The sequence below is a fragment of the Pseudomonas pichavaramensis genome (assembly GCF_050473265.1).
In the GTDB taxonomy this organism is placed as follows: domain Bacteria; phylum Pseudomonadota; class Gammaproteobacteria; order Pseudomonadales; family Pseudomonadaceae; genus Aquipseudomonas.
In genome coordinates, this window is the sequence record NZ_JBJKFJ010000001.1 from 634,305 (window position 1) to 660,917 (window position 26,613).

The 26,613-nt window shown below is 63.0% G+C and carries 27 protein-coding genes; 14 read left to right on the forward strand and 13 right to left on the reverse strand.

The features are described from left to right. Positions 1-61 precede the first annotated feature (61 nt). The 4 genes from ACJRW5_RS02830 to gatC all read right to left on the reverse strand — a co-directional run bounded on the left by ACJRW5_RS02830 (position 62) and on the right by gatC (position 3,756). Entirely contained in the window at positions 62-481 is a 420-nt protein-coding gene (locus tag ACJRW5_RS02830; protein ID WP_484569009.1) for a septal ring lytic transglycosylase RlpA family protein, read from the reverse strand. A gap of 61 nt (positions 482-542) precedes the next feature. Beyond that, on the reverse strand, positions 543-1,991 hold the full coding sequence (gene gatB, locus ACJRW5_RS02835) for an Asp-tRNA(Asn)/Glu-tRNA(Gln) amidotransferase subunit GatB (RefSeq protein WP_484569010.1): 1,449 nt from the start codon (positions 1,989-1,991) through the stop codon (positions 543-545). Positions 1,992-2,002: 11 nt separating this feature from the next. Continuing rightward, positions 2,003-3,454 carry an Asp-tRNA(Asn)/Glu-tRNA(Gln) amidotransferase subunit GatA gene (gatA, locus tag ACJRW5_RS02840; protein WP_484569011.1) on the reverse strand — a complete coding sequence of 484 codons (1,452 nt, stop codon included), beginning with the start codon at positions 3,452-3,454 and terminating at the stop codon, positions 2,003-2,005. Between the two features lie 14 nt (positions 3,455-3,468). Further along, on the reverse strand, positions 3,469-3,756 hold the full coding sequence (gene gatC, locus ACJRW5_RS02845) for an Asp-tRNA(Asn)/Glu-tRNA(Gln) amidotransferase subunit GatC (protein WP_484569012.1): 288 nt from the start codon (positions 3,754-3,756) through the stop codon (positions 3,469-3,471). A 264-nt stretch (positions 3,757-4,020) separates the two neighbouring features. On the opposite strand from gatC, the gene mreB reads away from it, so the two are divergent. From mreB to tldD, 8 genes are all read left to right on the forward strand, one after another. Next, on the forward strand, positions 4,021-5,058 hold the full coding sequence (gene mreB, locus ACJRW5_RS02850) for a rod shape-determining protein MreB (RefSeq protein WP_013714086.1): 1,038 nt from the start codon (positions 4,021-4,023) through the stop codon (positions 5,056-5,058). 152 nt (positions 5,059-5,210) lie between these two features. Next, positions 5,211-6,173, forward strand: coding sequence for a rod shape-determining protein MreC (mreC, locus tag ACJRW5_RS02855; protein ID WP_484569144.1), 963 nt, complete (start codon positions 5,211-5,213; stop codon positions 6,171-6,173). Beyond that, positions 6,173-6,652, forward strand: a complete 480-nt coding sequence (gene mreD, locus ACJRW5_RS02860; RefSeq protein WP_484569013.1) for a rod shape-determining protein MreD — start codon at positions 6,173-6,175, stop codon at positions 6,650-6,652. The genes mreC and mreD overlap by 1 nt, the downstream gene beginning before the upstream one ends. 49 nt (positions 6,653-6,701) lie before the next feature. Further along, complete coding sequence (locus ACJRW5_RS02865; protein WP_484569014.1) at positions 6,702-7,298, forward strand: Maf family protein; 597 nt, start codon at positions 6,702-6,704, stop codon at positions 7,296-7,298. A 50-nt stretch (positions 7,299-7,348) separates the two neighbouring features. Beyond that, positions 7,349-8,806 (forward strand): ribonuclease G, encoded by a 1,458-nt coding sequence (rng, locus tag ACJRW5_RS02870; RefSeq protein ID WP_484569015.1) that lies wholly within the window; start codon positions 7,349-7,351, stop codon positions 8,804-8,806. Between the two features lie 17 nt (positions 8,807-8,823). After that, entirely contained in the window at positions 8,824-12,642 is a 3,819-nt protein-coding gene (locus tag ACJRW5_RS02875; protein WP_484569016.1) for a YhdP family protein, read from the forward strand. A 49-nt stretch (positions 12,643-12,691) separates the two neighbouring features. After that, entirely contained in the window at positions 12,692-13,540 is an 849-nt protein-coding gene (locus ACJRW5_RS02880; RefSeq protein ID WP_484569017.1) for a carbon-nitrogen hydrolase family protein, read from the forward strand. Positions 13,541-13,542: 2 nt separating this feature from the next. Continuing rightward, the gene (tldD, locus tag ACJRW5_RS02885) at positions 13,543-14,985 is read left to right on the forward strand and encodes a metalloprotease TldD (protein ID WP_484569018.1); all 1,443 of its coding nucleotides are present in this window, start codon (positions 13,543-13,545) and stop codon (positions 14,983-14,985) included. Between the two features lie 180 nt (positions 14,986-15,165). Here tldD and yjgA read toward each other — a convergent pair whose 3' ends face one another. After that, complete coding sequence (yjgA, locus tag ACJRW5_RS02890; protein ID WP_484569019.1) at positions 15,166-15,684, reverse strand: ribosome biogenesis factor YjgA; 519 nt, start codon at positions 15,682-15,684, stop codon at positions 15,166-15,168. A gap of 116 nt (positions 15,685-15,800) precedes the next feature. Between yjgA and pmbA the strand changes: the two genes are divergently transcribed. From pmbA to ACJRW5_RS02920, 6 genes are all read left to right on the forward strand, one after another. Beyond that, positions 15,801-17,147 carry a metalloprotease PmbA gene (gene pmbA / locus ACJRW5_RS02895; protein ID WP_484569020.1) on the forward strand — a complete coding sequence of 449 codons (1,347 nt, stop codon included), beginning with the start codon at positions 15,801-15,803 and terminating at the stop codon, positions 17,145-17,147. Between the two features lie 135 nt (positions 17,148-17,282). Beyond that, the gene (locus ACJRW5_RS02900; protein ID WP_484569021.1) at positions 17,283-17,675 is read left to right on the forward strand and encodes a FagA protein; all 393 of its coding nucleotides are present in this window, start codon (positions 17,283-17,285) and stop codon (positions 17,673-17,675) included. 4 nt (positions 17,676-17,679) lie between these two features. Continuing rightward, positions 17,680-19,056 carry a class II fumarate hydratase FumC gene (gene fumC / locus ACJRW5_RS02905; protein WP_484569145.1) on the forward strand — a complete coding sequence of 459 codons (1,377 nt, stop codon included), beginning with the start codon at positions 17,680-17,682 and terminating at the stop codon, positions 19,054-19,056. A gap of 27 nt (positions 19,057-19,083) precedes the next feature. Further along, on the forward strand, positions 19,084-19,518 hold the full coding sequence (locus ACJRW5_RS02910; protein WP_484569022.1) for a tetratricopeptide repeat protein: 435 nt from the start codon (positions 19,084-19,086) through the stop codon (positions 19,516-19,518). Positions 19,519-19,531: 13 nt separating this feature from the next. Further along, the gene (locus ACJRW5_RS02915; protein ID WP_484569023.1) at positions 19,532-20,143 is read left to right on the forward strand and encodes a superoxide dismutase; all 612 of its coding nucleotides are present in this window, start codon (positions 19,532-19,534) and stop codon (positions 20,141-20,143) included. A 20-nt stretch (positions 20,144-20,163) separates the two neighbouring features. Continuing rightward, on the forward strand, positions 20,164-21,066 hold the full coding sequence (locus tag ACJRW5_RS02920; RefSeq protein ID WP_484569024.1) for a ZIP family metal transporter: 903 nt from the start codon (positions 20,164-20,166) through the stop codon (positions 21,064-21,066). Between the two features lie 66 nt (positions 21,067-21,132). Here ACJRW5_RS02920 and ACJRW5_RS02925 read toward each other — a convergent pair whose 3' ends face one another. The 8 genes from ACJRW5_RS02925 to lptC all read right to left on the reverse strand — a co-directional run bounded on the left by ACJRW5_RS02925 (position 21,133) and on the right by lptC (position 26,607). Continuing rightward, a complete protein-coding gene (locus ACJRW5_RS02925; RefSeq protein WP_484569025.1) occupies positions 21,133-21,405 on the reverse strand; it encodes an HPr family phosphocarrier protein in 273 nt (90 codons plus the stop codon). 14 nt (positions 21,406-21,419) lie between these two features. Continuing rightward, on the reverse strand, positions 21,420-22,277 hold the full coding sequence (gene rapZ, locus ACJRW5_RS02930) for an RNase adapter RapZ (RefSeq protein ID WP_484569026.1): 858 nt from the start codon (positions 22,275-22,277) through the stop codon (positions 21,420-21,422). Between the two features lie 2 nt (positions 22,278-22,279). Further along, positions 22,280-22,744 (reverse strand): PTS IIA-like nitrogen regulatory protein PtsN, encoded by a 465-nt coding sequence (ptsN, locus tag ACJRW5_RS02935; RefSeq protein ID WP_484569027.1) that lies wholly within the window; start codon positions 22,742-22,744, stop codon positions 22,280-22,282. Positions 22,745-22,756: 12 nt separating this feature from the next. Further along, positions 22,757-23,065: a ribosome hibernation-promoting factor, HPF/YfiA family gene (gene hpf, locus ACJRW5_RS02940; RefSeq protein WP_003242873.1), complete on the reverse strand. Its 309-nt coding sequence runs from the start codon at positions 23,063-23,065 to the stop codon at positions 22,757-22,759. 93 nt (positions 23,066-23,158) lie between these two features. Next, positions 23,159-24,652: an RNA polymerase factor sigma-54 gene (locus tag ACJRW5_RS02945; protein ID WP_484569028.1), complete on the reverse strand. Its 1,494-nt coding sequence runs from the start codon at positions 24,650-24,652 to the stop codon at positions 23,159-23,161. 134 nt (positions 24,653-24,786) lie between these two features. Further along, positions 24,787-25,512, reverse strand: coding sequence for an LPS export ABC transporter ATP-binding protein (gene lptB / locus ACJRW5_RS02950; protein ID WP_484569029.1), 726 nt, complete (start codon positions 25,510-25,512; stop codon positions 24,787-24,789). After that, positions 25,512-26,054, reverse strand: a complete 543-nt coding sequence (gene lptA / locus ACJRW5_RS02955; protein WP_484569030.1) for a lipopolysaccharide transport periplasmic protein LptA — start codon at positions 26,052-26,054, stop codon at positions 25,512-25,514. Before lptA ends, lptB begins: the two co-directional genes overlap by 1 nt. Further along, positions 26,041-26,607, reverse strand: a complete 567-nt coding sequence (lptC, locus tag ACJRW5_RS02960) for an LPS export ABC transporter periplasmic protein LptC (protein WP_484569031.1) — start codon at positions 26,605-26,607, stop codon at positions 26,041-26,043. Before lptC ends, lptA begins: the two co-directional genes overlap by 14 nt. Between the last annotated feature and the right edge of the window lie 6 nt (positions 26,608-26,613).

Sequence of the window (26,613 nt, forward strand, 5' to 3'; positions counted from 1 at the left end):
GTGTAGCGATGGCGTTGATGACTGCCAGAGGCAAGGAAAGGTATTTGTTGCCAATTGTTGGTCAGTCCAACGGCTCGATCCGAACCGGCACCACGCCTGCACGTAGCATGTCCAGGCGCTCGGCTGCAGCACGTGAAACGTCGATCACGCGGCCGCGAACGAAGGGGCCACGATCATTGATGCGCAATACGACGCTACGTTCATTGTTCAGGTTGGTGACCCGTACCCGGGTGCCGAACGGCAGGGTGCGATGTGCGGCGGTCAGGGCGTTCTGATCGAAACGTTCGCCGCTGGCAGTGCGCTTGCCATGGTGCGCCTGGGCGTAATAAGAGGCCTTGCCGGTTTCGCTGCTGCCACCGCCGCCGAAGGTCGAACAGCCGCCAAGCAGGGCCAGTGCGCCGAGCAAGGCGCAGGTCTGTAGCCCGGATGCAATCCGGGACGTAGCGGTTTCGCGGATTGCATCCGGGCTACGGGTCATCATCGCGGTGTCTCCAGATAGAAAGACGCCGGGCAAGCCCGGCGTCGTTTCGGTGGGTCGAGGCTCAGCCTTCGAGCTTTTTCTTCAGCAGTTGGTTCACTTGGCCCGGGTTGGCCTTGCCCTTGGAGGCCTTCATGGCCTGGCCGACGAAGAAGCCGAACATCTTGCCGCGCTTGGCTTCATCTGCCGCGCGGTACTGTTCGAGCTGCTCAGCGTTGGCCGCCAGCACTTCGTCGAGCATCGCCTCGATGGCGCCGGAGTCGGTGACCTGCTTGAGGCCCTTCTTCTCGATCACCTCGTCGGCCGTGGTGCCTTCACCGGCGGCCAGGGCTTCGAAGACCATCTTGGCGATCTTGCCGCTGATGGTGTTGTCCTTGATGCGCAGGATCATGCCGCCCAATTGCGCGGCGGAAACCGGCGACTGTTCGATTTCCAGACCTTCTTTATTCAGCAGGCTGGACAGCTCGCCCATCACCCAGTTGGCCGACAGCTTGGCATCGGAGCAGGTCTGGCAGGCCGCTTCGAAGTAGTCGGCCAGCTCGCGGCTGGCGCTCAGCACGCTGGCGTCGTAGGCGGACAGGCCGAACTGGCTCTCGAAGCGCTCGCGCTTCTGCACCGGCAGTTCCGGCAGCTGGCCATGCAGGTCGTTGAGGAAGCTGCGTTCGATGACCACCGGCAGCAGGTCCGGGCAGGGGAAGTAACGGTAGTCGTTGGCTTCTTCCTTGCCGCGCATGGAGCGCGTCTCGTCCTTGTTCGGGTCGTACAGGCGGGTTTCCTGCACCACCTTGCCACCGTCCTCGATCAGCTCGATCTGCCGCTGAATCTCGTGGTTGATGGCTTTTTCGATGAAGCGGAACGAGTTGACGTTCTTGATCTCGGCGCGGGTGCCGAAGGCTTCCTGGCCTTTCGGGCGTACCGACACGTTGCAGTCGCAACGCAGCGAGCCTTCGGCCATGTTGCCGTCGCAGATGCCGAGGTAGCGCACCAGGGCGTGAATCGACTTGACGTAGGCGACCGCTTCCTTGGCCGAACGGATGTCCGGCTCGGAGACGATTTCCAGCAGCGGCGTACCGGCACGGTTGAGGTCGATGCCGCTCATGCCGTGGAAGTCTTCGTGCAGGCTCTTGCCGGCGTCTTCTTCCAGGTGCGCGCGGGTGATGCCGATGCGCTTGACGGTGCCGTCTTCGAGGGTGATGTCCAGGTGGCCCTTGCCGACGATGGGGTGATCCATCTGGCTGGTCTGGTAGCCCTTGGGCAGGTCCGGGTAGAAGTAGTTCTTGCGCGCGAAGACGTTGCGCTCGCCGATCTCAGCGTCGATCGCCAGGCCGAACATGCAGGCCATGCGCACCGCTTCGGCATTGAGCACCGGCAGGGTGCCGGGCATGCCGAGGTCAACCAGGCTGGCCTGGGTGTTGGGCTCGGCGCCGAAGGTGGTGGCGCTGGCCGAGAAGATCTTCGATTGGGTGCTGAGCTGGGCGTGGATTTCCAGCCCGATCACGGTTTCCCATTGCATCTGTCTATTCCTCAGAAACCAGTCGGTGCTTGGGTGTGCCAGTCAGTGACCTGCTGGTACTGGTGGGCGATGTTGAGCAGACGGCCTTCCTGGAAGTAGTTGCCGAGCAGCTGCACGCCCACCGGCAGGCCATCGACGAAGCCGGCTGGCATCGAAAGGCCGGGGATGCCGGCGAGGTTGGCGGTGATGGTGTAGATGTCCTCGAGGTAGGCCGACACCGGGTCGCCGCCTTTTTCGCCGAGTTTCCACGCCAGGTTCGGCGTGGTCGGGCCGAGGATCACATCGACGTCATTGAAGGCGGCGACGAAGTCGTTCTTGATCAGGCGGCGGATCTGCTGCGCCTTGATGTAGTAGGCGTCGTAGTAGCCGGCCGACAGCGCGTAGGTACCGACCATGATGCGCCGTTTGACTTCCGCACCGAATCCTTCGCCGCGCGAACGCTTGTACAGGTCTTCGAGGTTGACCGGGTTCTCGCAGCGGTAGCCGAAGCGCACGCCGTCGAAGCGCGACAGGTTGGAGCTGGCCTCGGCCGGGGCGATCACGTAGTAGGCCGGGATCGCGTGCTGCAGGTTGGGCAGGCTGATGTCCTTGACGGTGGCGCCGAGCTTCTTCAGCTCTTCGACCACGGCCAGCACCTTCTCGCCGATACGGGCGTCGAGGCCGGCGCCGAAGTATTCCTTCGGCAGGCCGATACGCAGGCCGGCCAGCGGCTGGGCGAGGGCGGCCAGGTAGTCGTCCACCGGCTGCTCGACCGAGGTGGAATCCTTGGCATCGAAACCGGCCATGGCGCCGAGCAGCAGCGCGCAGTCCTCGGCGGTGCGGGCCAGCGGGCCGCCCTGATCGAGGCTGGAGGCGTAGGCAATCATGCCCCAGCGCGAGACGCGGCCGTAGGTCGGCTTGATCCCGGTGAGGTTGGTCAGCGCCGCCGGCTGGCGGATCGAACCGCCGGTGTCGGTGCCGGTGGCAGCCGGCAGCAGGCGCGCGGCCACTGCCGCAGCCGAACCACCCGAGGAACCGCCCGGTACACGGTTGGTGTCCCAGGGGTTCTTCACCGCGCCGTAGTGGCTGGATTCGTTGGCCGAACCCATGGCGAATTCGTCCATGTTCAGCTTGCCGAGGGTCACAGTGCCGGCGGCGGCCAGTTTCTCGACCACGGTGGCGTTGTACGGCGCTTTGAAGCCCTGGAGGATCTTCGAGGCGCAGGTGGTCAGCACGCCTTCGGTGCAGAACAGGTCCTTGTGCGCGATCGGCGCGCCGAGCAGGGCGCCGTTCTCGCCAGCGGCGCGACGGGCGTCGGCGGCCTGGGCCTGGGCGACGGCCTGCTCGGGGGTAACGGTGATGAAGCTGTTGAGCTGCGGATCGAGTTGTTCGATGCGCGCCAGCAGACTGCGGGTCAGTTCTTCGGCGGAGAATTGCTTGGCCTCGAGGCCCTTGGCGATCTCGGCCAGGGTCAGTTGATGCATGTCAGCCCTTTCCTTTATTCGATGACTTTCGGCACGAGGTACAGACCGCTTTCCACAGCCGGTGCAACGGCCTGGTAGGCGTCGCGCTGGTTGCTTTCGGTGGCGACGTCGGCGCGCAGGCGCTGCGTGGCTTCCAGCGGGTGAGCCAGGGGCTCGATGCCCTGGGTGTCGACCGCCTGCATCTGGTCGATCAGGCCGAGGATGTTGTTCAGGGTCTCGGTGGTTTGCGGAATATCGCCTTCATTCAGGCCCAGGCGGGCCAGGTGGGCGATCTTTTCCACCTCGGAGCGTTCAAGCGCCATCGGGGAGTCTCCAGGGGAAGTGGGAGTTGGCGGGTGTCTACAAATTGCTGAGCTCGGCCATGCGGCGTTGGCTGCAGGGAACGGATGTCACGAGCCAGCGGTCAAAGGCCGCTATGTGCAGCTACAAGGCCCGGAAAAACAGGCAATCTACCATATTGCCGCCTTGCTCAAAATCCCTGCCGTTGATAGAGTTTGCCGCACTTTTTACCTGCGCGTTTTCCGCGTTCGATCTTTTACCCACGCGTTGCCTAGGGTCACTTCCTAATGTTCAAGAAACTGCGTGGCATGTTTTCCAGCGATCTGTCCATCGACCTGGGAACTGCCAATACCCTTATTTATGTGCGCGAGCGCGGTATTGTCCTGAATGAACCGTCCGTGGTCGCCATCCGCACCCACGGCAACCAGAAGAGCGTCGTCGCCGTCGGTACCGAGGCCAAGCGCATGCTCGGCCGTACGCCCGGTAACATCTCCGCCATCCGCCCGATGAAGGATGGCGTGATCGCCGATTTCAGCGTCTGCGAGAAGATGCTGCAGTACTTCATCAACAAGGTGCACGAAAACAGCTTCCTGCAGCCGTCGCCGCGCGTGCTGATCTGCGTACCGTGCAAATCGACTCAGGTCGAGCGCCGTGCCATCCGTGAATCCGCGCTGGGCGCCGGTGCCCGTGAAGTGTTCCTGATCGAAGAGCCGATGGCCGCCGCCATCGGTGCCGGCCTGCCGGTGGAAGAAGCCCGCGGTTCGATGGTTGTCGACATCGGCGGTGGTACCACCGAGATCGCGCTGATCTCCCTCAACGGTGTGGTTTACGCCGAGTCCGTCCGCGTCGGTGGCGACCGTTTCGACGAAGCCATCATCACCTACGTGCGCCGCAACTACGGCTCGCTGATTGGTGAAGGCACCGCCGAGCGCATCAAGCAGGAAATCGGCACCGCCTACCCGGGTGGCGAGATCCGTGAAGTCGACGTACGCGGCCGCAACCTGGCCGAAGGCGTGCCGCGCAGCTTCACTCTCAACTCCAATGAAGTGCTCGAAGCGCTGCAGGAATCCCTGGCGACCATCGTCCAGGCGGTCAAGAGCGCGCTGGAGCAGTCGCCGCCCGAGCTGGCTTCGGACATCGCCGAGCGTGGTCTGGTACTGACCGGTGGTGGTGCGCTACTGCGCGACCTCGACAAACTGCTGAGCCAGGAAACCGGCCTGCCGGTGATCGTCGCCGAAGACCCGCTGACCTGCGTCGCTCGCGGCGGCGGCAAGGCGCTGGAAATGATGGACCGCCATGCCATGGACCTGCTCTCCACCGAGTAAGCGCTCCTCGCTTGGCTTGCTGTCGTGCCGCCTACGGGCGGCACGCGCATATTCGAGCATTGCAGTACACTCGCCCCAACCTTAGCCAGAACTGTTTGCATCTCGCATGAATTCGCGCGCTTTCCGCCCTCGTGGCGCACAAGGAGCCGGTCATTAAGCCGCTCTTCGCCAAAGGTCCTTCGCTGGGCATGCGCCTGTTGGTGCTGGCCGTGCTATCGGCCGCACTGATGGTCGTGGATGCGCGTTTCGAGGCGCTCAAGCCGCTGCGCAGTCAGATGGGCCTGGTGTTGACACCGTTCTACTGGATGGCAGATTTGCCAGTGCGCGCCTGGGACGGCGCGACCCAGCAGATTTCCTCACGTAGCGAGCTGATGGCCGAGAACGAGAAACTTCAGGCCGAGGCGCTGCTGCTGCAGCGTCGCCTGCAGAAACTGGCGGCCCTAACCGAGCAGAACGTGCGTCTGCGCGAGTTGCTCAACTCCGCAGCGCTGGTGGACGACGAGGTGCTGGTCAGTGAACTGATCGGTGTCGACCCGAACCCCTACACCCACCGCATCCTGATCGACAAAGGTGAGAAGGACGGGGTGTTCCTTGGTCAGCCGGTACTCGATGCCCGTGGTCTGATGGGGCAGGTGGTCGAGATCATGCCCTATACCTCGCGGGTGCTGCTGCTCACCGACAACACCCATAGCATCCCGGTGCAGGTCAATCGCAATGGCCTGCGCGCCATCGCCGTGGGCACCGGTAACCCCGAGCGTCTCGAGCTGCGCCACGTCGCTGATACCGCGGACATCAAGGAAGGCGATCTGCTGGTCAGTTCCGGCATGGGCCAGCGTTTTCCGGCCGGTTACCCGGTGGCCACGGTCAAGGAAGTGGTCCACGACTCCGGTCAGCCGTTTGCCATCGTCCGTGCGGTACCGACCGCAGCGCTCAATCGCAGCCGCTACCTGCTGCTGGTGTTTTCTGATCGGCGTACGCCGGAGCAGCGCGCCAATGACTCTGCTGAAGCGCAGGAAGCTGCGGATCGCCAGGCTGAACAGGCGCGTGAGCAGGCTGAGCCAGCCCCGGCAGAACATGCGCCGGCTGCGGATGCTGCCGTACAGGAGGCGAACTGATGGTGGGTCGTAATGGCTGGGTGATCTGGTTCAGCCTCGCGCTGGGTTTGTTGCTCAGTGTTTCACCGCTGCCCGAGTTCATGCAGATCGGTCGTCCGCTGTGGGTCGCGCTGGTGCTGACCTACTGGGTGTTGGCCCTGCCGCAGCGCGTCGGCATGACCACCGCATGGATTCTGGGTTTGGCGCAGGACGTGCTGTTCGGCACCTTGCTTGGGCAGAATGCCCTGATCCTGACATTGATCACCTTTCTGGTGCTGAGCCTGCACCAGCGCCTGCGCATGTTCCCCATGTGGCAGCAGAGCATGGTGTTGATGGTCGTCTTCGGTCTGGCTCAGCTGGTACAGCTGTGGCTCAATGCCCTGACCGGTAGCCGTCCGCCCACGCTTGCCTTCATCCTGCCGGCGCTGGTCAGTGCGCTGCTGTGGCCGTGGATCTGCGCCATCCTGCGTGGTCTGCACCTGCGCCTCAACGTCAACTGAACGCGACCCGCTTTGCAGCTGGTCGCGGTTCGTCAACGGAGATACCCGCATGGCCGAGCTGTTTCTGGCCTCCGCTTCACCTCGTCGGCGTGAACTGCTGGCGCAGATCGCTGTGCCTTGTGTCACGCAAATTGCCTCGATAGATGAAAGCCCGTTGCCGGGCGAGCCTGCTGCAGTCTATGTAGAGCGCCTGGCTCTGGAAAAGGCGCGAGCCGGGCTGCGTGCTCTGGGTGAGCCTGCCGACGCCGTGGTGCTGGGTGCAGACACGGCCGTTGTGCTCGATGGGCGGATTCTCGGCAAGCCGGCAGACTTCGCCGACTCGCGTGACATGCTGCTGAGCCTGTCCGGTCGCAGTCACCAGGTCATGACCGCTGTGGCAGTGGTCGGTGCCGGGCGTGAGATATCGAAAGTGGTGAGCAGCGAAGTGAGTTTCCGTGCGCTCAGCGAGGCGGAGATCGCAGCCTACTGGGCCAGCGGCGAGCCCTGCGACAAGGCTGGAAGTTATGGTATTCAGGGCCTGGCGGCGGTGTTCGTCAGCCGGCTGGAGGGCAGCTATTCGGCGGTGGTGGGGTTGCCATTGTGCGAAACTGCCGAAATGCTTGGCCAGTTCGGGATTGCCTGTTGGCAGTCCCAGACGAAAGCTTGAGTCCGCGGGCGGCGTTTGGGTCCGACCGGCATGATCACCAGGATGGATGCATGAGCGAAGAGATTCTGATCAACATCACGCCGATGGAATCGCGTGTGGCCGTGGTGGAAAACGGCGTGCTGCAGGAAGTGCATGTCGAACGCACGCAAAAGCGCGGCATCGTCGGCAACATCTACAAAGGCAAGGTGGTACGCGTGCTGCCGGGCATGCAGGCGGCCTTCGTCGACATTGGCCTGGAGCGCGCGGCGTTCATTCATGCCTCGGAGATTTCCACCCGCGAGGGCTCGGCGATCGAGCCGATCAGCGCTTTGGTGCATGAAGGCCAGAGTCTGGTGGTGCAGGTCACCAAGGACCCCATCGGCAGCAAGGGCGCGCGCCTGACCACGCAACTGTCGATTCCCTCGCGTTATCTGGTGTACATGCCGCGTACCAGTCATGTCGGTATTTCCCTGAAGATCGAGGACGAAGCCGAACGCGAGCGTCTCAAGCAGGTGGTAGCCGACTGCGTGGCCGCCGAGGGCATCGAGGAAGCGGGCGGTTTCATCTTGCGCACGGCAGCAGAAGGTGCCGGTGCCGACGAGATTCTCATCGATATTCGCTACCTGCGCCGGCTTTGGGATCAGATCGGTGCGCAGATCCAGAACGCCAAGGCGCCGGTGGTGATCTACGAGGACCTGTCCCTGGCGCTGCGCACCCTGCGTGATCTGGTCAGTCCACGTACCGAGAAGATCCGCGTGGACTCGCGCGAGACGTTCCAGAAGATCACTCAGTTCGTCGCCGAGCTGATGCCGGAGATCGCCGATCGCCTCGAACACTATCCCGGGGAGCGGCCGATATTCGACCTGTACGGTGTCGAGGACGAAATTCAGCGTGCCTTGGAGCGCAAGGTGCCGCTGAAGTCCGGCGGCTATCTGGTGGTCGATCCGGCCGAAGCGATGACCACCATCGACGTCAACACAGGCGCCTTCGTCGGTCACCGTACCCTCGAAGAGACCATCTTCAAGACCAATCTCGAAGCGGCCACCGCCATCGCCCGGCAGATGCGTCTGCGCAACATGGGCGGGATCATCATCATCGACTTCATCGACATGGAGGACGAAGAGCATCAGCGCCAGGTGCTGCGCACCCTGGAGAAGCAGCTCGAGCGTGATCACGCCAAGACCAACATCATCGGCATCACCGAGCTGGGCCTGGTGCAGATGACCCGCAAGCGCACCCGCGAGAGCCTCGAGCAGATCCTCTGCGAGCCGTGCAGCGCGTGCCAGGGGCGCGGCAAGCTGAAAACGCCGGAGACCATCTGCTACGAGATCTTCCGCGAGATTCTGCGTGAGGCGCGTGCCTATCAGGCAGAAAGCTACCGTGTGCTGGCCAACCAGAAGGTGGTCGACCGCCTGCTCGATGAAGAGTCGGGCAACGTCGCCGATCTGGAAGCCTTCATCGGGCGCACCATCAAGTTCCAGGTGGAAAGCATGTACTCCCAGGAACAGTACGATGTGGTGCTGCTCTGAGCACCGGGAATGCTGAAGTGAATCGGCTGGCACGCCTGTTCACGGCCTTGCTGCGCTGGGGCCTGGGCATCTGTGCCGCGCTGCTGGTATTGGCCGCTTTATACGTTAGCCTGGGGCGCGAGCTGGTGCCGATGGTCGCCGAGTATCGCCTGGAGCTGGAGGACCGTGCCTCTGCTCAGTTGGGTGTGCCGGTGCGAATTGGCCGCCTGGAAGGGCGCTGGCAGGGCTTCTCGCCGGTGCTGGTGGCGCAGGATGTTCGTCTGGGCGCTGAGGGCGAGGGGCTGAGCCTGGAGCGCGTGCAACTGGTGCCGGATGTTGCGGGCAGCCTGCTGGCACGTCAGCCGCGCGTCGCTCACCTGCAGTTCGACGGCCTGCAACTGAATTTGCAGCAGAGTGCCGAGGGCGCCTGGCATTTGCAGGGCTGGCCACAGCGCAGCGAGCGCAAGCTGGACGTCGAGCAGATACTGAGGCAGTTGCAGATGGTGCATCGCATCGGCCTGTTCGACAGCCGCGTTGTGCTGCAGCCTCAGGGGCAGGAACCGGTGCTGCTCAGCTACGTCAATCTGAGCCTGCGTTATGGCAGCAACACGCAGCGTCTCGATGGTCGTCTGCTGTTACCGGATGGTCAGCCGGTAGCGCTGCGTCTGCGTACACGCATGCAGCCGAGCAACTGGCGTGAGGTGCAATCGCAGCTCTATCTGAGTTTGCCGCAGAGTGACTGGGCAAGCTGGTTGCCGAAGGGCCTGCTTGGCGACTGGCGTCTGGCCCGCCTGCAGGCCGGTGGCGAGCTCTGGCTCGATGCGCGGGGGCTGGTTCCGCAGAAGGGCGCGCTGCGCCTGCACGCGCCGCAGGTGGTCGGTGGTTATGCCGAGCGTGAAGACGTCAGTCTCGATGATCTGGCGTTCAATGCGTTTTTTCAGCAAGGCGAGGACGGCATGCAGGCGCAGGTCGACTCACTGGCACTGACGCATGGCGAGCAGCGCATCGGTGAGCTGCATATGACGCTTGCGCAGAGCCATGCCGAGGCCGTCCAGCATTGGGCACTGGCCGCCGACCGCCTTGATCTGGCGGCCTGGGCGCCGCTGGTGCAGGCCCTGGCGCCGATGCCCGACGCTGTGAAAGAGGCATTGCGGGCCGTGGCTCCGGTGGGTGTGGTGAGCAACCTGACGCTCGATTATGCGCCACAGACCGAAGGGGCCGAGCGCTTGCGCTTCGCCGCCAACCTGGAGCGCATTGGGTTCTCGGCCTATCACGGTGCTCCGGCGGCGGAGAACGTCAGTGGCAGTATCAGTGGCAACCTGTTCCAGGGGGAGCTGCGCCTCGACAGCGATGATTTCGCGCTGCATCTGGATCACCTGTTTCCGCAGCCATGGCGTTATCGCCATGCCCAGGCCCGACTGCAATGGCAGTGGAGCGACGCTGGTCTGAGTCTGGCCAGTCCCTACATGCGGGTGGATGGCGAAGAAGGTCAGATCGCCGGCGATATGCTGATTCGCCTGATGCGCGATCCGGAAGCCGAGAGTTACATGGATCTGCGTGTCGGCATGCGTGATGGTGATGCCGCCTACACCGAGAAATACCTGCCGACCCGCGCGCCGGGCATGAGCCCGGAGTTGAGTCATTGGCTGAAGACGGCGATACGCGCTGGTCATGTCGAGGAAGGCTACTTCCAGTATCAGGGTTCGCTGAAAAAGGGCGCGCCGCTGGGCGCTCGCAGCCTCAGTCTGTTCTTCAAGGTCAAAGACGCCGAGCTGGCCTTCCAGCCGGGCTGGCCGTCGCTGCGCGAGGGCGTTGGCGAGGTGCTGATCGAGGACGATGCCGTGCGTGTACGCCTGCAACAGGGGCGTTTGCTCGACAGCCAGGTCACGGACGTTACGGCCAATATCCCCCTGCTGCATGATGGCAAGGCACCACACCTGTACCTCAACGGCGATGTACAGAGCAGCCTGGGCGATGCGATCAAGCTGCTGCAGGAAGCGCCGCTGGGCACGCAGGAGATTTTCGCTGGCTGGCAGGGCGAGGGGCCGCTGGCAGGCCGCCTGCAGCTGGATATCCCACTGCACAAGGGCGATGCGCCGGGCGTGGTGGTGGACTTCGCCACCGAAGGCGCCAGTCTCAAACTACCCAATCCCGATTTGCAGCTGAGCAAGGTACAGGGCGCCTTTCGTTTCAACAGCGCTGCGGGATTGAGTGCGCCGGATGTGCGTGCCGAGGTGTTCGGCCGTCAGGTGCGCGGCAAGATCATCGCCGAGGGCGCGCGCGGCAAGGCCAGAACAGCGTTCGACCTGCGTGGGCAGGTCCAGGTGGAAACGCTCAGCCAGTGGCTGGGCGGGCCACAGAAGCTTCCCGTGAGTGGATTGCTGCCTTATCGCCTACGCCTGAACCTGGACGGCGACGACAGCCAGCTGCGTGTCGACTCCAACCTGCGTGGTGTGACCGTCGCTCTGCCCGAGCCATTCGGCAAGACGGCGGAGCAGGAAGCCTACGCCGACTGGCGCATGACTTTGTCGGGTGCAGAACGGCGCTATTGGGCTGACTACAAGGGGCTTGCCAGCCTGGCTTTGGCGGCGCCAGCGGGGGCGCTCGCGGATGGCCGTGGCGAACTGGTGCTTGGCGGTGAGCCGGCACGCTTGCCTACCAGTCAGGGATTGCGGGTGCGCGGACGACTGGCAGAGCTGGATCTCGATGCCTGGAAGCAACTCGCCACGAGTCATCCGGTCAAGGTGGATGCCGAGAGCCAGCGCCTGTTCAAGAGCGCGCAACTGGATATCGGCCGCTTCAGCGGTTTCGGCCAGGAAGTCGAACAGTTGCGTGTCGGGCTTGAGCGAGCAGGGCAGGCCTGGGCGTTGCAGCTCGACAGCGAGCTGGCCGCTGGCCGAGTCTTGCTGGCCGATGCTGAAGGTGTGCCGATTCGTATCGATTTGCAGCGCGTACGGCTGCCGGCGCCCAACCCCGAAGCAACGCAGGCCATCGATGCTCCCGATCCGCTGGCGGACGTCGATCCGCGGCAGATTCCTGCGCTGGACATCAATATCGAACGGGTAGAGCGTGGCGACAAGGTGCTCGGTGCCTGGTCGCTGAAGGTGCGGCCTGAAGAGCAGGGCGTGCGTTTCGATGATCTCGATCTCGATCTGCAGGGCTTGAAGATCGGTGGCAGCGGGGGCTGGCGCGGTACGCCGGGCAATGTTCGCAGCTGGTACAAGGGGCGTCTGCAGGGCGAGGATCTGAGCAAGGTCCTGCAGGCCTGGGATTTCGCTCCAAGCGTGACCAGCGAGCGCTTCCGGCTGGATGCCGATGGCAATTGGCCGGGGTCACCGGCGTGGTTCTCGCTGAAACGCTTCTCCGGCAATCTGGATCCGTCATTGCGTAACGGTCAGTTCGTCGAGGTGCAAGGTTCGGCGCAGGCATTGCGCGTGTTCGGCTTGCTCAATTTCAACTCGATCGGGCGGCGTCTGCGTCTGGATTTCTCCGACCTGCTGGGCAAGGGGCTCAGTTATGACCGGGTCAAGGGCAACTTGCAGGCGAGCGATGGTCTATTCGTCACCCAGGAGCCGATCACCCTGGTCGGCCCTTCGAGCAATCTGGAAATCAATGGCAATCTGGATATGCGCAATGAGCGTATCGACGCCAAGCTGCTGGTGACGCTGCCACTGACCAACAACCTGCCACTGGCTGCACTGATCGTCGGCGCGCCGGCCATCGGCGGTGCCTTGTTCGTCGCCGACAGATTATTGGGCGATAAGGTGGCGCGCTTTGCCAGCGTGCAGTACGACATAAGCGGGCCGTTGCAGGATCCCAAGCTCAGTTTCGACAAACCCTTCGAGAAACCGCAATGAAGCTCTGCCTTGGCGTACCCTGTCACGGTGACAGGCAACGAGCGTTCCCATGAATCTCGCAGTGATACAGATGGTCAGCCAGGCTGATGTGCAGGCCAATCTCGCCCAGGCAGGTGATCTGCTGGAGCGTGCCGCGCAAGCTGGTGCGCGCCTGGCCGTATTGCCGGAAAACTTTGCGGCGATGGGGCGGCGTGACCTGGCCGCCATTGGTCGTGCCGAGGTGGAAGGCGAGGGACCGATCCTGCCGTGGTTGAAACAGACCGCTCGCGACCTCAGGTTATGGATCGTGGCCGGTACGCTGCCGTTACCGCCGGATGACGATGCCAAGGGTAAACCTCGCGCCTGCTCGCTGCTGATCGATGACCAGGGCGAGCGAGTCGCCCGATATGACAAGTTGCATCTGTTTGACGTTGACGTGGCCGACAACCGTGGCCGTTATCGTGAGTCCGACGACTTTTCCCATGGTGAGCGCATCGTGGTCGCGGATACGCCGGTCGGTCGCCTGGGTATGAGCGTGTGCTACGACCTGCGCTTCCCCGAGCTGTTTGGGGTGTTGCGTGAAGCCGGGGCCGAGTTGATCAGCGTGCCGGCAGCATTCACGGCCCTGACGGGCGCGGCACACTGGCAGGTGCTGACCCGTGCCCGCGCGATCGAAACGCAGTGCTACATCCTGGCAGCGGGGCAGGGCGGTGAGCATCCCGGGCCACGCTGGACATTTGGCCACTCGGCCATTATCGATCCCTGGGGCGCCGTACTGGCCGAACAGGATCAGGGCGAGGCGGCTTTGCTGGCCTCGCGCGATGGCGCCGAACAGGCGGCCATTCGCCAACGCATGCCGGTGCAGCAGCACCGCCGACTTTTCTCATCGGACCAGCCGCGTCCGATTGCTGTGGAGTGACCATGAATAGCCTGTTGCAATCCGTCAGCGAGCAGCTGCTCGCCCCCGGTAACCTCACGCTCGATAGCCTGTCCGGCGTGCTCGGCGAAGTCGCCGGCCCGGGCATCGATGCTGCCGACCTGTACTTCCAGAGCCAGATTTCCGAAAGCTGGGTGCTCGAAGACGGCATCGTCAAGGAAGGCAGCTTCAACCTCGATCAGGGTGTTGGCGTGCGCGCCCAGTCCGGCGAGAAGACCGGTTTCGCCTACAGCAACGCCATCACCCGCGAGGCCCTGAGCCAGGCGGCACGTGCTGCCCGGTCGATTTCCCGCGCCGGTCAGGAAGGCCGCGTGCGGGCCTTCGTCACGCCGCACGTGACCGCGTTGTACAGCGCCGACAACCCGCTGGATGTGCTCGGCCGCGCCGAGAAGGTCGAGTTGCTGCAGCGTATCGACCGCGCCACCCGCGCGCTGGATCCGCGCATCAAGCAGGTCACGGTGAGCCTGGCCGGGGTCTGGGATCAGGTGCTGGTCGCCGCCCATGACGGCAGCCTGTGCGCCGATGTGCGGCCGCTGGTGCGCTTCAATGTCAGCGTCATCGTCGAGCAGAACGGCCGCCGCGAGCGCGGTGGTCATGGCGGCGGCGGGCGTACCGACTATCGCTACTTTCTCGCCGAAGACCGCGCCATGGGCTATGCCCGCGAGGCGCTGCGCCAGGCCTTGGTCAACCTCGAAGCGCAACCGGCGCCAGCCGGCACCCTGCCGGTGGTGATGGGCGCCGGCTGGTCCGGGGTGCTGCTGCACGAAGCGGTCGGCCACGGCCTGGAAGGCGACTTCAACCGCAAGGGCAGTTCCGCCTACAGCGGCCGTATGGGCGAGAAAGTGGCATCGAGCCTGTGCACCATCGTCGACGACGGCACCCTGGCCGAGCGCCGCGGCTCGCTCAGTGTCGATGACGAAGGCACGCCGACCCAGTGCACCACGCTGATCGAAAACGGCGTGCTCAAGGGCTACATGCAGGACAAGCTCAATGCCCGCCTGATGGGCGTGGCCGCCACCGGCAACGGCCGTCGCGAGTCCTACGCGCACCTGCCGATGCCGCGCATGACCAACACCTACATGCTGGCCGGCGAGAGCGATCCGGAAGAAATCATCCGCTCGGTGAAGAAGGGCCTGTACTGCGCCAACCTTGGCGGCGGCCAGGTGGATATCACCAGCGGCAAGTTCGTCTTCTCCACCAGCGAGGCCTATCTGATAGAGGACGGCAGGATCACCGCCCCGGTCAAGGGCGCGACGATGATCGGCAATGGTCCGGAGGCGATGAGCCGGGTGTCGATGGTCGGCAACGACCTGGCCCTGGACAGCGGTGTCGGCACCTGCGGCAAGGACGGTCAGTCGGTGCCGGTGGGCGTCGGTCAGCCGACGCTGAAGATCGATGCCATCACCGTAGGCGGCACCGGCGCGTGAAGCGCGCCGGTGCGGCGATGTCTGGCAGGCCGTTGAAAAACGTAGGCGAGGCAGGCAAGACAAGGCCGATGGCGGCCCCGCAAAAACAGCCGAAAAAGCGCAGTTTACGTGCTGTAAATGAGCATTTTGAGGCTGTTTTTAACGCAGTATTGCCAACGCAGGTAGTTTTTCAGCGGCCTGTTAGCGCAGGCCGCGCTGGATCTCGTCCAGCTCGCGGATGTATTTGAACACCTTGCGCGCGGCGGCTGGCGGCTTGTTGCGCGCCAGTTCGTGCTGGGCATGACGGATCAGCCCGCGCAGGTGCTGGCGGTCGGCCTCCGGGTAGAGCTCGACGAAGCCCTCCAGCGCCGCGTCGCCCTCGGCGATCAGGCGGTCGCGCCAGCGTTCGAGGGCGTGGAAGCGCTCGTTGTACTCGCGGGTGGAGGTATCGACTTGGTCGATCAGGGCGAGGATCGCCTCGACATCCTGTTCACGCATCAGCTTGCCGATGAACTGGATGTGGCGTTTGCGCGCGGCGTTGGCGGTGTGCTTCGGCGCTTCGGCCAGAGCACGGCGCAGAGCATCGGTCAGCGGCAGTTTGGCCAGCAGGTCGGGCTTGAGCGTGGTCAGGCGCTCGCCGAGGTCCTGCAGGGCATGCAGCTCGCGTTTGACTTGGGATTTGCTCTTCTCGAGCGAGAAGTCGTCGAAGGATTCAGACATGGGGCGGGTCCAGAGGGAAACGCCGCCATGATAGCAGCAACCGTGACCGCCGGCCCCAGCGCGGGTGGTCGACCGCAGGCAGACTGTCGTCTGCGACATGAGGATCAGGAGTGGTTATGAGCGAAGTAGAACTGATCGGGCCGCAGGCCCTGCCCGCCCTGCAGGAGCAGGTCGAGGCGATTCTCGCCGAAGCGGCCCGCCAGGGCGCCAGTGCCTGTGAAGTAGCCGTGTCGGCCGGCCAGGGGCTGTCCACCACGGTGCGCCAGGGCGAAGTAGAAACCGTCGAATTCAACCGCGACCAGGGCTTCGGCATCACCCTGTATGTCGGCCAGCGCAAGGGCTCGGCGAGTACCTCGGCCACCGGCGCGGCAGCCATCCGCGAAACCGTGGCTGCGGCGCTGGCGATTGCCGGGCATGCCAGCGAGGACGATTGTGCCGGCCTCGCTGATGCCGCGCTGATGGCCCGCGAGCTGCCGCAGCTGGATCTCTATCACCCCTGGGCGATCAGCCCTGAGCAGGCGGTGGAGCGCGCGCTGGCCTGCGAGGCCGCGGCCTTTGCCGCCGACTCGCGGATCAAAAATGCCGATGGCACCAGCCTCAATACCCATCAGGGCTGCCGTGTGTACGGTAACAGCCATGGGTTCATCGGCGGTTACGCCAGCACCCGGCACAGCCTCAGTTGCGTGATGATCGCCGAAGAGGCCGGGCAGATGCAGCGCGATTACTGGTACGACGTCAATCGTCAGGACGAACTGCTCGATGACGCCGTGGCCATCGGCCAACGCGCCGCGCAGCGTGCAGTCAGCCGCCTCGGTGCGCGGCCGGTGCCGACCTGCGAAGTGCCGGTGCTGTTCTCCGCGGAGCTGGCCGGTGGCCTGTTCGGCCACCTGCTGGCGGCGATCTCCGGCGGCAACCTGTACCGTCACTCGTCGTTCCTCGAAGGCGCGCTGGGGCAGAAACTGTTCCCCGAGTGGCTGAGCCTCGACGAGCGTCCGCACCTGCCACGCGCGCTGGGCAGCGCTGCCTTCGACGGCGACGGTCTGGCCACCTATGCCAAGCCTTTCGTGGAGAAGGGTGAGTTGGTCTCCTACGTGCTCGGCACCTACTCCGGGCGCAAGCTGGGCCTGCCCAGCACGGCCAACGCCGGCGGTGTGCACAACCTGTTCGTCAGCCACGGCGACGAAAACCAGGCGGCGCTGCTCAAGCGCATGGGCCGTGGCCTGCTGGTCACCGAGTTGATGGGCCACGGCCTCAACCTCGTCACCGGCGATTACTCGCGAGGCGCCGCCGGTTACTGGGTGGAAAACGGCGAGATCCAGTTTGCGGTGCAGGAAGTGACCATCGCCGGCAACCTGCGCGACATGTTCCGGCAGATCGTTGCCGTCGGCAGCGACCTGGAAAAGCGCAGCAACATCTGCACCGGTTCGGTGCTGATCGAGCGCATGACCGTCGCCGGCAACTGAGCCACGGCCGGCGCAAGGCCGGCTGTCTTGTGTGCGCGTCAGGTGAGCTGACGCGCACAAGTCCACACGGATTACGTGTTGATTAATTCCTGATAATGGGAATAAATATCATTACGAAATCTGGAGTGGACCCGTATGGACAACCCCCAACTCAGACACTGTCTTGAATGCTGGCAGGCGCAGGCCCTGCGCATTCGTTGCGCGCTGCTGCCCGATGATCCGCGCCAGTTCGACCTGCACGAGGCGCATGGCCGGCAGATTGCCGCCCGCGGCGGCCTTGACCGCTGGCAGATGTGGCGCCAGGTAGCCGAGCTGCTGCTCGACACTGCCGCCGATCCGGCACTGCCCCTGCATTGGCGCAGCCAGTGCCTCGACCGCCTGTGGCGGCCGCTTTACGCCCTGCAGCAACTGGCCAGCAGCCGCGAGCGCCTGCAGCGCCTGGACAGCCTGCGCAACCGCCTGGCGCGTCTGCACCTGGCACCTTCGATTTCCTATGACGAACCGGCACAAGGACAATTCCATGGCTGAGATGATGGATGGCACCCGTATCGAACGCGACAGCATGGGCGAGCTGGCTGTGCCTGCCGCCGCGCTGTATGGCGCCCAGACGCAGCGCGCGGTGAACAACTTCCCGATCTCCGGGCGGCGCATGCCGGAGCCCTTCGTGCGCGCGCTGATCCTCGCCAAGGCGGCGGCGGCGCGGGCCAACGTCGAGCTGCAGCAGCTCGATGCGGCCATGGGCGATGCCATCGTCAGTGCCTGCCAGCAACTGCTCGAAGGGGAGTGCATGGCGCATTTCCCGGTGGACGTGTTCCAGACCGGCTCCGGCACCAGCTCCAACATGAACGCCAACGAGGTGATCGCCACCCTGGCCAGCCGCCTGCTCGGCGACACGGTGAGCGCCAACGATCACGTCAACTGCGGGCAGAGCAGCAACGACATCATCCCCACGACGATTCATGTCAGCGCCGCCATCGAACTGCACGAGCGCCTGCTGCCGGCGCTGGGCCATCTGCTGCGGGCGCTATGCGAGAAGTCGCTGGAAGTGCATCCCTACGTGAAGACCGGCCGCACCCACCTGATGGACGCCATGCCGGTGCGCATGAGTCAGGTGCTCGACGGCTGGGCGCAGCAGATCCAGGCCAACATCGAACACCTGCGCCATCTGCAGCCGGCGCTGCAGGCGCTGGCGCAGGGCGGTACGGCGGTGGGCACCGGGGTCAATGCTCATCCGCGTTTCGCCGAGCAGTTCTGCCAGGAGCTCAGCGCGCTGAGTGGCATCAGCTTCACCACGGGCAGCAACTTCTTTGCCCTGATCGGCTCGCAGGACACCGCCGTGGCGGTCTCTGGCCAGCTGAAAACGGTAGCCGTGTCGCTGATGAAGATCGCCAACGACCTGCGCTGGATGAACTCCGGGCCGCTGGCCGGTCTCGCCGAGATCGAGCTGGAGGCGCTGCAGCCGGGTTCTTCGATCATGCCCGGCAAGGTCAATCCGGTGATCCCTGAGGCCACCGCGATGGTCGCCGCGCAGGTGATCGGCAACGACGCGGCGATCGCCATCGCCGGGCAGTCCGGCAACTTCGAACTCAACGTGATGCTGCCGCTGGTGGCCGACAACCTGCTGTCGAGCCTGCAGCTGTTGAGCAATGCCAGTCGCCTGCTGGCCGACCGCGCCATCAGTAGCTTCAAGGTCAATGAGCCGAAGCTGCGCGAGGCGCTGGAACGCAATCCGATTCTGGTCACCGCGCTGAATCCCCTGATCGGCTACCTCAAGGCGGCGGAAATCGCCAAGCAGGCCTATCGCGAGCAGCGCCCGATCATCGAGGTGGCGCTGGAAAACACCGATCTGAGTCGCCAGCAACTGGAGCGCCTGCTCGATCCGGAAAAACTCACCGAAGGCGGACTGTAACGACAGGCGAGTAGCCGGGAGGTGGCAATGGAGCACTGGCAAGAAACCATCGAGGCGGGTAACCGCTGCTTCAGCGACGGCGACTGGGTGCAGGCGCGCGAGCTCTATCTGCGTGCGCTGGCCGAGGCGCAGGTGCTGTTCGGGCGCTGGCCCGATCACAACCTGGCGGTGGCCGCCTTCGTCATTTCCCACCACAACCTGGCCGATCTGCACCTGACCCTCGGCCAGCCGGAGAAGGCTGCGGAAAACCTCTGCGTCAGCCACGAACGGCTGCTGCAGACCATCAGCGATATCGAGCAGCCTCAGGCGTTGCGGGATATCGCCCTGCACCACAGCCGCCGTACTTACATCGAACTGCTGCAGTTCATTGCCGAGCACGGCGCTTTCCCGCGCACCGAGCGCCTGTTGGGTGCGTCCAGCCGGACCGCAGAACAGGTTAGCCAGCGCCGTTCCTATCACTGAAGGAGAACTACTCATGCCCCATAGCCTGCCTCCCCTGGCCTACGCCTACGATGCCCTGGAGCCTCATATCGATGCGCAAACCATGGAGATTCACTACAGCAAGCATCATCAGACCTATATCAATAACCTCAATGCTGCCCTGGAGGGCACGCCTTTCGCCGAGGTGGCGATCGAAGACCTGCTGCGCCAGGTGAAGGAGCTCCCTCAGAACCTGCAGGGTGCAGTCATCAACCAGGGTGGCGGGCACGCCAATCACAGCTTGTTCTGGACCATCATGTCGCCAAATGGCGGTGGCCTGCCCGATGGCGATCTGGCGCGGGCGATCGAGGCCGAACTAGATGGTTTCGAGGCGTTCAAAGATGCATTCACCAAAGCGGCACTGAGCCGCTTCGGCAGTGGCTGGGCCTGGCTCAGCGTGACGCCGGACAAGCGTCTGCTGGTGGAAAGCAGCGCCAATCAGGACAGCCCGCTGATGCATGGCAATACGCCAATTCTGGGGCTGGACGTGTGGGAGCATGCCTACTATCTGCGCTACCAGAACCGACGGCCGGAGTATATCGGCGCCTTTTACAAGGTCGTTGACTGGAACGAAGTGGCGCGCCGATATCGACAGGCCTTGAGTTGAACGGACGGACTGCGAACAGGATGCGAACCTTGCGGACTTCCTTGCCCGGCCTCGATGGCCGGTTTTTTCGTTATCTGATAGGCGGGGCAATTCTGCTCTGCGGAGGCCTGTTGCTGTTCATTCAAACGGCTGCGTTGGTCGACCAGGCTGTCGAGCCGCGATTGCTGCGAGCGCTACAGGGTGGGTTGCTCTGTGCTACGGGAACGGCCGTGGGAGCGTTGCCGGTACTTTTCATGAATGATCTGTCCGATCATTGGCGGGCCAGGCTGCTTGGCTTTGGTGGCGGCGTGATGCTGGCGGCAGCGGTGTTCTCTCTGCTGGTGCCAGCACTCGACATTGCTGGCGAGCAGGGATTCACGCCATGGAGTGCCGGGAGCCTGGTCGGTATTGGTTTGCTGGTAGGGGCTGCTTCCTTGTTGGGCTTGGGACGAGTGCTGGCGCGCTGGCAGACAAGCGCGCTGGTGGATCAACGACAGGAAGGCCTTACGCATGGTCTGCTGTTGTTCATCATCGCTATCGTCTTGCACAACATCCCTGAGGGTATGGCTGTCGGTGTCGCTGCTGGCGCTGGCGTGAGTGGTGCCGAAGGTCTGGCGATCGGTATCGCGCTGCAGGATGTGCCCGAAGGATTGATCGTCGCGTTGGTGCTGGCGAGTGCGGGCATGGGGCGCGGGGTTTCAGTGCTTCTCGGAGCCGCATCGGGCCTGGTCGAGCCGCTGTTCGCGGTGCTTTGTGCCTGGGTGGTGGGTGTATCGCATACGCTGCTGCCATGGGGGCTGGCGTTGGCAGCAGGAGCCATGCTGCTGGCAGTGATCCACGAGGTCGTTCCCGAGTCCCAGCGTCAGGGGCGTGCCAGTGAAGCCAGTCTGGCTCTGGCGGCAGGTTTCTGCCTGATGATGCTGCTGGATACGGCCTTGGCTTAGGCTCGATGAAACCAGGGTGCTGCAGTGGCGCGTGGCCCGGAGGAAAACCGGGCAGAGCGCGGTGGCTTACTCGCCTTCCTCGAAGTAGTTCTCGATAAGACCGACCAGTGCATCCATGGCTTGCTGGTCATCGTCGCCTTCGGTGAGCAGGTGCACCTCGGTTCCCTTCCCGGCGGCGAGCATCATGACGGCCATGATGCTCTTGCCGTCTACCAGACTCTCGGGACTACGTCCGATGCGAACCTGACAGGGATAAGTCGTAGCGACGCCGACGAACTTGGCCGCTGCGCGTGCATGCAGACCGAGTTTGTTGATGATGACGATGTTGCGTGCTGGCATCGCGGCAATGCTCCTTAGCTGAGGTCGCGGTGACGCACCTGGACGTTCTTCAGTTTTTCTTTCAGCGCCTGGCTCAGGCGATTGGCCAGATACACCGAACGGTGATGGCCTCCGGTGCAACCGATGGCAACGGTGACATAGGCGCGGTTGCTGGCCGCGAAGCGCGGCAGCCACTTGTCCAGATAGGCGAGGGTGTCCTGATACATTTCTTCTACTTCCGGTTGCGCGCGGAGGTAGTCGATCACGGGTTGTTCAAGCCCGGAATAGTCACGGAGCTCGGGTTTCCAATATGGGTTGGGCAGGCACCGCACATCGAATACCAGGTCCGCATCCACTGGCATGCCGCGTTTGAAACCGAAGGATTCGACCAGAAAAGCCGTTCCGCTCTGTTCCTGGCCAAGCAGGCGCAGCTTCAGGGTATCGCGTAACTGGTAAAGGTTCAGGCGTGTGGTGTCGATCTTCAGATCGGCACGGTCGGTGATCGGGGACAACAGCTGGCTTTCATAGGCGATTGCCTCGGCCAAGGAGCGGTTGTCGTTGGTCAGCGGGTGGCGGCGACGGGTTTCCGAGAAACGCTTGAGCAGCGTGTCGTCTTCGGCATCCAGATAGAGCACGTCGCAGCGGATGTTGCGCTTGCGCACTTCGTCGAGGAGTTCCGGAAAGCGTTTGAGCTGGCTCAGCAGGTTGCGCGCATCGATGGAAACGGCGACTTGCGGCAACAGCATGTCACTGTGCGGCAGAAAGCGTTCAGCCAGATCAGGCAGAAGGCCCGCTGGCAGGTTATCGATGCAGTAGAAACCGTTATCTTCAAGAACACCGAGGGCGGTGCTTTTGCCCGAGCCCGAACGACCGCTGACGATGATCAGGCGCATGCTTATTGACCGCTCTGAATGTCCACTACCACTTGGTAAAGGTCTTCGCCGCTTGCTGCTTGGCGCAGGCGTTCACGAACGTCGTTGCGATCCAACATGCTGGCGATCTGGCGTAGTAGTTCGAGGTGAGCATCGGTGGCGGCTTCCGGTACCAGCAGTACGAACAGCAGGTCGACCGGTGCGCCGTCGATGGCGTCGAAATCAACGGCTGCTTCCAGGTGCAGGACAGCGCTGATGGGTTCACTGCAGCCGGCCAGGCGGCAGTGAGGAATGGCGATGCCGTTGCCGAAACCGGTTGAACCGAGTTTCTCGCGGGCAATGAGGCTTTCGAAAATGTCCTGTGCGTCCAGGTCGGGAAGATCGCGGGCTACCAGGTTGGCGATCTGTTCGAGCACGCGCTTCTTGCTGCCGCCCGGCACGTTCACCAGGGAACGGCCGGGGGTCAGGATGTTTTCAAGTCGGATCATGGATGGGGAATGTCAGCGGGCTGTGGCGCCTTGCAGGCGTTCGAGCTGCTTTTCCTTGTGCTTGATGAGTTGACGGTCGAGTTTGTCGGCCAAGAGATCGATGGCCGCGTACATGTCCTGATGTTCAGCGTTGGCGACGACTTCGCCGCCTGCGACGTGCAGAGTAGCCTCGATTTTCTGCTTGAGTTTTTCGACCTCCATCGTCACCTGTACGTTGGTGATCTTGTCGAAGTGGCGTTCCAGTCGGCCCAGTTTCTCGCCGATATAGTCACGCAGGGCGTCGGTCACATCCAGCTGATGTCCACTGATGTTGACTTGCATACCGCTTTCTCCTTGTTGCCTTGTGTAAGAGACGGGTCTCGCTCGACCCGCCACCGGAACACTTTGGCTTGGAGGCCCAGGCCTCCAATTGGCCTACATCAGTCGCTTGCGCTCACTGGAGGGCGCTATACCGAGGGACTCGCGATACTTGGCGACCGTCCGACGGGCGACTTGGATGCCTTGTGCCTCCAGTAAACCAGCGATCTTGCTGTCGCTCAACGGCTTTTTCGCGTTTTCTGCGGCAACCAGTTTCTTGATGATGGCGCGGATCGCGGTGGACGAGCATTCGCCACCTTCGGAGGTGCTGACATGGCTGGAGAAGAAGTATTTCAGCTCGTAAATGCCGCGCGGGGTGTGCATGAACTTCTGAGTGGTGACACGCGAGATGGTCGATTCGTGCATGCCCACAGCTTCGGCGATGTCATGCAGTACCAGCGGTTTCATCGCTTCGTCGCCATAGTCGAGGAAGCCGCGCTGGTGCTCGACGATCTGCGTGGCCACCTTCATGAGCGTCTCGTTGCGGCTCTGCAGGCTCTTGATGAACCAGCGCGCTTCCTGCAACTGATTGCGCATGAAGGTGTTGTCGGCGCTGGAGTCGGCGCGCTTGACGAAGCCGGCATACTGCGGGTTGACGCGCAGGCGCGGCATGGCCTCCTGGTTGAGCTCAACCAGCCAGCGGTCGTTGTGCTTGCGCACGATGACGTCCGGTACCACGTATTCGGGCTCGCTGGACTCGATCTGCGAACCGGGACGTGGGTTGAGGCGCTGGATCAGGTCGATGACCTGACGCAGTTCGTCTTCCTTGAGCTTGGTGCGACGCATCAGTTGCGCGTAGTCGCGGCTGCCGAGCACTTCGAGGAAATCACCGACTACACGCTGGGTTTCGATCAGCCAAGGTGTGCTGGCAGGTAGCTGACGCAATTGCAGCAGCAGGCACTCACGCAGGTCGCGCGCGCCAATACCGGCCGGTTCGAACTGTTGGATGCGATGCAGGACGACCTCGACTTCGTCGAGTTCGATATCCAGCTCGGGGTCGAATGACTCGGTGACTTCTTCGAGGGTTTCTTCGAGGTAGCCGTCGTTGTTGATGCAGTCGATCAGGGTGGCGGCGATCAGCCGGTCCTTGTCCGACATGGGGGCCAGGTTCAGTTGCCAGAGCAGATGACTCTGCAGGCTCTCGCCGCTGGATGTACGGGTGGTGAAGTCCCACTCGTCATCGTCGTTGCTCGGCAGGCTGCTGGCACTGGTCTGGTATACGTCTTCCCAGGCCGTGTCGACAGGGAGCTCGTTGGGAATGCGTTCCGACCATTCGCCGTCGTCCAGGTTGTCAACGGTCGGAGTGGTTTCCTGGTAGCTCTCTTCTTTGCTGGGGGCGGGGGTGGCGCTTTCTGCACCGTCGGCCATCGGGTCGCTGTTATCGAAGTCGTCGCCATCTTCCTGGCGCTCGAGCATGGGATTGGACTCCAATGCCTCCTGGATTTCCTGTTGCAGATCCAGGGTCGACAGTTGGAGGAGGCGGATAGCCTGTTGCAGCTGCGGTGTCATCGTCAGCTGCTGGCCCATCTTGAGGACTAGCGATGGTTTCATTGCAGACCTTAATTTACCGGCGAGTTACGCCTTCCACATCAGGGCGCCGAAGCGCCGCCAGGAAGCAAATTATATGCCTGAATTTCTGGTTTTTGCCTAGGGGTTGCAATATTTCCGGTGTGAAATATTGCGCCTTACAGGCGGAATTCATGCCCCAGGTAGACTTCCTTGACCGTCTGGTTGGCCAGAATGGTTTCGGCATTACCTTCGGCGATCAGTTGCCCGTCATTGACGATGTAGGCGGTTTCGCAGATATCCAGGGTTTCGCGCACGTTGTGATCGGTGATCAGGATGCCAATGCCCTTGGTCTTGAGGTGGTGAATGATCTGTTTGATATCGCCCACCGAGATCGGGTCGACACCGGCAAACGGCTCATCGAGCAGGATGAACTTGGGATTGGTGGCCAGGGCGCGGGCAATTTCCACTCGCCGGCGTTCGCCGCCAGACAGGCTCATGCCGAGGCTGTCGGCGATGTGGTGAATATGAAATTCCTGCAGCAGGCTTTCCAGCTCGGCCTGGCGTCCGGCGCGATCCAGATCCTTGCGGGTCTCGAGAATGGCCATGATGTTGTCGGCCACCGACAGCTTGCGGAAAATCGAGGCTTCCTGCGGCAGATAGCCAATGCCGGCGCGGGCGCGGCCATGCATGGGCTGATGGCTGACGTCGACATCATCGATCAGCACGCGACCCTGATCGGCGCGCACCAGGCCGACGATCATGTAGAAGCAGGTGGTCTTGCCGGCGCCGTTGGGGCCGAGCAGGCCGACGATTTGTCCGCTTTCGATGCTCATGCTGACGTCGCGAACGACCTGGCGACTCTTGTAGCTTTTGGCCAGGTGTTGGGCTTTGAGAATGGCCATTACTGCGGTGCCTGATCTGCGGGTTTGTTCTTCGGTTGGATGACCATGTCGATGCGCGGGCGCGGTGTGCTGACATTGTTGCCCGTGGCACGGCCAGCGTTGACAATCTGGCGGCGGGTGTCATAGACGATTTTCTCGCCTTCGAAGGTATTGCCTTCCTGAATCACCTTGGCCTGGTCGATCAGCACGATGCGTTCGTTGCTGGCGAAGTACTGGATGGTCTTGCCGTAGGCCTTGACGATGTCCTTGTCCACGGCTGGCTTCTGCTCGTAGTAGGCGAGGTCGCCGACGGACGTGAATACGTCGATATCGCCGCTGGCCGTCTGGGTGATGGTGACGGTGTCGCCGGTAATCTTCAGGGTGCCCTGAGTGATGATTACGTCGCCGCGATAAACGGCGACACCCTGCTTGTCATCCAGCTCGGCGGTATCGGCCTGGATGCGGATCGGTTGGTCACGATCCGATGGCAGTGCCCAGGCAGCCGCGCTTCCCAATGCGGCGCCGAGGCTGAGAATCAGGGGGAGGGTGTTAACGAACCTCATGCTGGCCTCTTACGTTGGACTGCAGGATCATCCTGCTGTCATTCAAGTACGCTTTCATTCCTTGTGCCGTGGTCACCCCATTGGCCGCGACGATTCTAACGGCTTGCTCTGTCTGCGCATATTCCTTATCGGGGATAACGGTCATGCGGCTGCTGGTGATGATGGTCGGGCGGTTCTTTGCATCGGTGCGGGCGATGCGCACGTCATCGATCAGTTCTACCTCGGTGCCGCCGGGCGATACCTCGGCACGTTGGCTGGTGACTTTCCACGGCAGTTCGGTGCCGCGGTAAAGGTCCAGCTTCGGGGTGTCGATCAAAGTGATGTCGGTGCTCTTGACGTGCTCGAGCTTGTCGGCGGTCATGCGGTAATGCAGTTTCCCGTCATCCTGGTATTGCACCGTGCGTGCGCCGACCACGTAAAAGTCAACGACGTTGTCGTTGTTGGCCGGCTGAGAGCGCTGGGCGTTCTCCGGGGCAATGTTCCAGTAGCCGAGTGCAGCCACGACGACGGCAATCAGGGCGAAAATCAGTGTGTTGATGGCTTTGCGCAGCATGCTTTG

What these genes read in the sequence shown, in the direction of transcription:
- ACJRW5_RS02830 (WP_484569009.1), bottom strand. Translation starts at nt 481, where the DNA reads ATGATGACCCGTAGCCCGGATGCAATCCGCGAAACCGCTACGTCCCGG.
- gatB (WP_484569010.1), bottom strand. Translation starts at nt 1,991, where the DNA reads ATGCAATGGGAAACCGTGATCGGGCTGGAAATCCACGCCCAGCTCAGC.
- gatA (WP_484569011.1), bottom strand. Translation starts at nt 3,454, where the DNA reads ATGCATCAACTGACCCTGGCCGAGATCGCCAAGGGCCTCGAGGCCAAG.
- gatC (WP_484569012.1), bottom strand. Translation starts at nt 3,756, where the DNA reads ATGGCGCTTGAACGCTCCGAGGTGGAAAAGATCGCCCACCTGGCCCGC.
- mreB (WP_013714086.1), top strand. Translation starts at nt 4,021, where the DNA reads ATGTTCAAGAAACTGCGTGGCATGTTTTCCAGCGATCTGTCCATCGAC.
- mreD (WP_484569013.1), top strand. Translation starts at nt 6,173, where the DNA reads ATGGTGGGTCGTAATGGCTGGGTGATCTGGTTCAGCCTCGCGCTGGGT.
- ACJRW5_RS02865 (WP_484569014.1), top strand. Translation starts at nt 6,702, where the DNA reads ATGGCCGAGCTGTTTCTGGCCTCCGCTTCACCTCGTCGGCGTGAACTG.
- rng (WP_484569015.1), top strand. Translation starts at nt 7,349, where the DNA reads ATGAGCGAAGAGATTCTGATCAACATCACGCCGATGGAATCGCGTGTG.
- ACJRW5_RS02880 (WP_484569017.1), top strand. Translation starts at nt 12,692, where the DNA reads ATGAATCTCGCAGTGATACAGATGGTCAGCCAGGCTGATGTGCAGGCC.
- tldD (WP_484569018.1), top strand. Translation starts at nt 13,543, where the DNA reads ATGAATAGCCTGTTGCAATCCGTCAGCGAGCAGCTGCTCGCCCCCGGT.
- yjgA (WP_484569019.1), bottom strand. Translation starts at nt 15,684, where the DNA reads ATGTCTGAATCCTTCGACGACTTCTCGCTCGAGAAGAGCAAATCCCAA.
- pmbA (WP_484569020.1), top strand. Translation starts at nt 15,801, where the DNA reads ATGAGCGAAGTAGAACTGATCGGGCCGCAGGCCCTGCCCGCCCTGCAG.
- ACJRW5_RS02900 (WP_484569021.1), top strand. Translation starts at nt 17,283, where the DNA reads ATGGACAACCCCCAACTCAGACACTGTCTTGAATGCTGGCAGGCGCAG.
- fumC (WP_484569145.1), top strand. Translation starts at nt 17,680, where the DNA reads ATGGATGGCACCCGTATCGAACGCGACAGCATGGGCGAGCTGGCTGTG.
- ACJRW5_RS02910 (WP_484569022.1), top strand. Translation starts at nt 19,084, where the DNA reads ATGGAGCACTGGCAAGAAACCATCGAGGCGGGTAACCGCTGCTTCAGC.
- ACJRW5_RS02915 (WP_484569023.1), top strand. Translation starts at nt 19,532, where the DNA reads ATGCCCCATAGCCTGCCTCCCCTGGCCTACGCCTACGATGCCCTGGAG.
- ACJRW5_RS02920 (WP_484569024.1), top strand. Translation starts at nt 20,164, where the DNA reads ATGCGAACCTTGCGGACTTCCTTGCCCGGCCTCGATGGCCGGTTTTTT.
- ACJRW5_RS02925 (WP_484569025.1), bottom strand. Translation starts at nt 21,405, where the DNA reads ATGCCAGCACGCAACATCGTCATCATCAACAAACTCGGTCTGCATGCA.
- rapZ (WP_484569026.1), bottom strand. Translation starts at nt 22,277, where the DNA reads ATGCGCCTGATCATCGTCAGCGGTCGTTCGGGCTCGGGCAAAAGCACC.
- ptsN (WP_484569027.1), bottom strand. Translation starts at nt 22,744, where the DNA reads ATGATCCGACTTGAAAACATCCTGACCCCCGGCCGTTCCCTGGTGAAC.
- hpf (WP_003242873.1), bottom strand. Translation starts at nt 23,065, where the DNA reads ATGCAAGTCAACATCAGTGGACATCAGCTGGATGTGACCGACGCCCTG.
- ACJRW5_RS02945 (WP_484569028.1), bottom strand. Translation starts at nt 24,652, where the DNA reads ATGAAACCATCGCTAGTCCTCAAGATGGGCCAGCAGCTGACGATGACA.
- lptB (WP_484569029.1), bottom strand. Translation starts at nt 25,512, where the DNA reads ATGGCCATTCTCAAAGCCCAACACCTGGCCAAAAGCTACAAGAGTCGC.
- lptA (WP_484569030.1), bottom strand. Translation starts at nt 26,054, where the DNA reads ATGAGGTTCGTTAACACCCTCCCCCTGATTCTCAGCCTCGGCGCCGCA.
- lptC (WP_484569031.1), bottom strand. Translation starts at nt 26,607, where the DNA reads ATGCTGCGCAAAGCCATCAACACACTGATTTTCGCCCTGATTGCCGTC.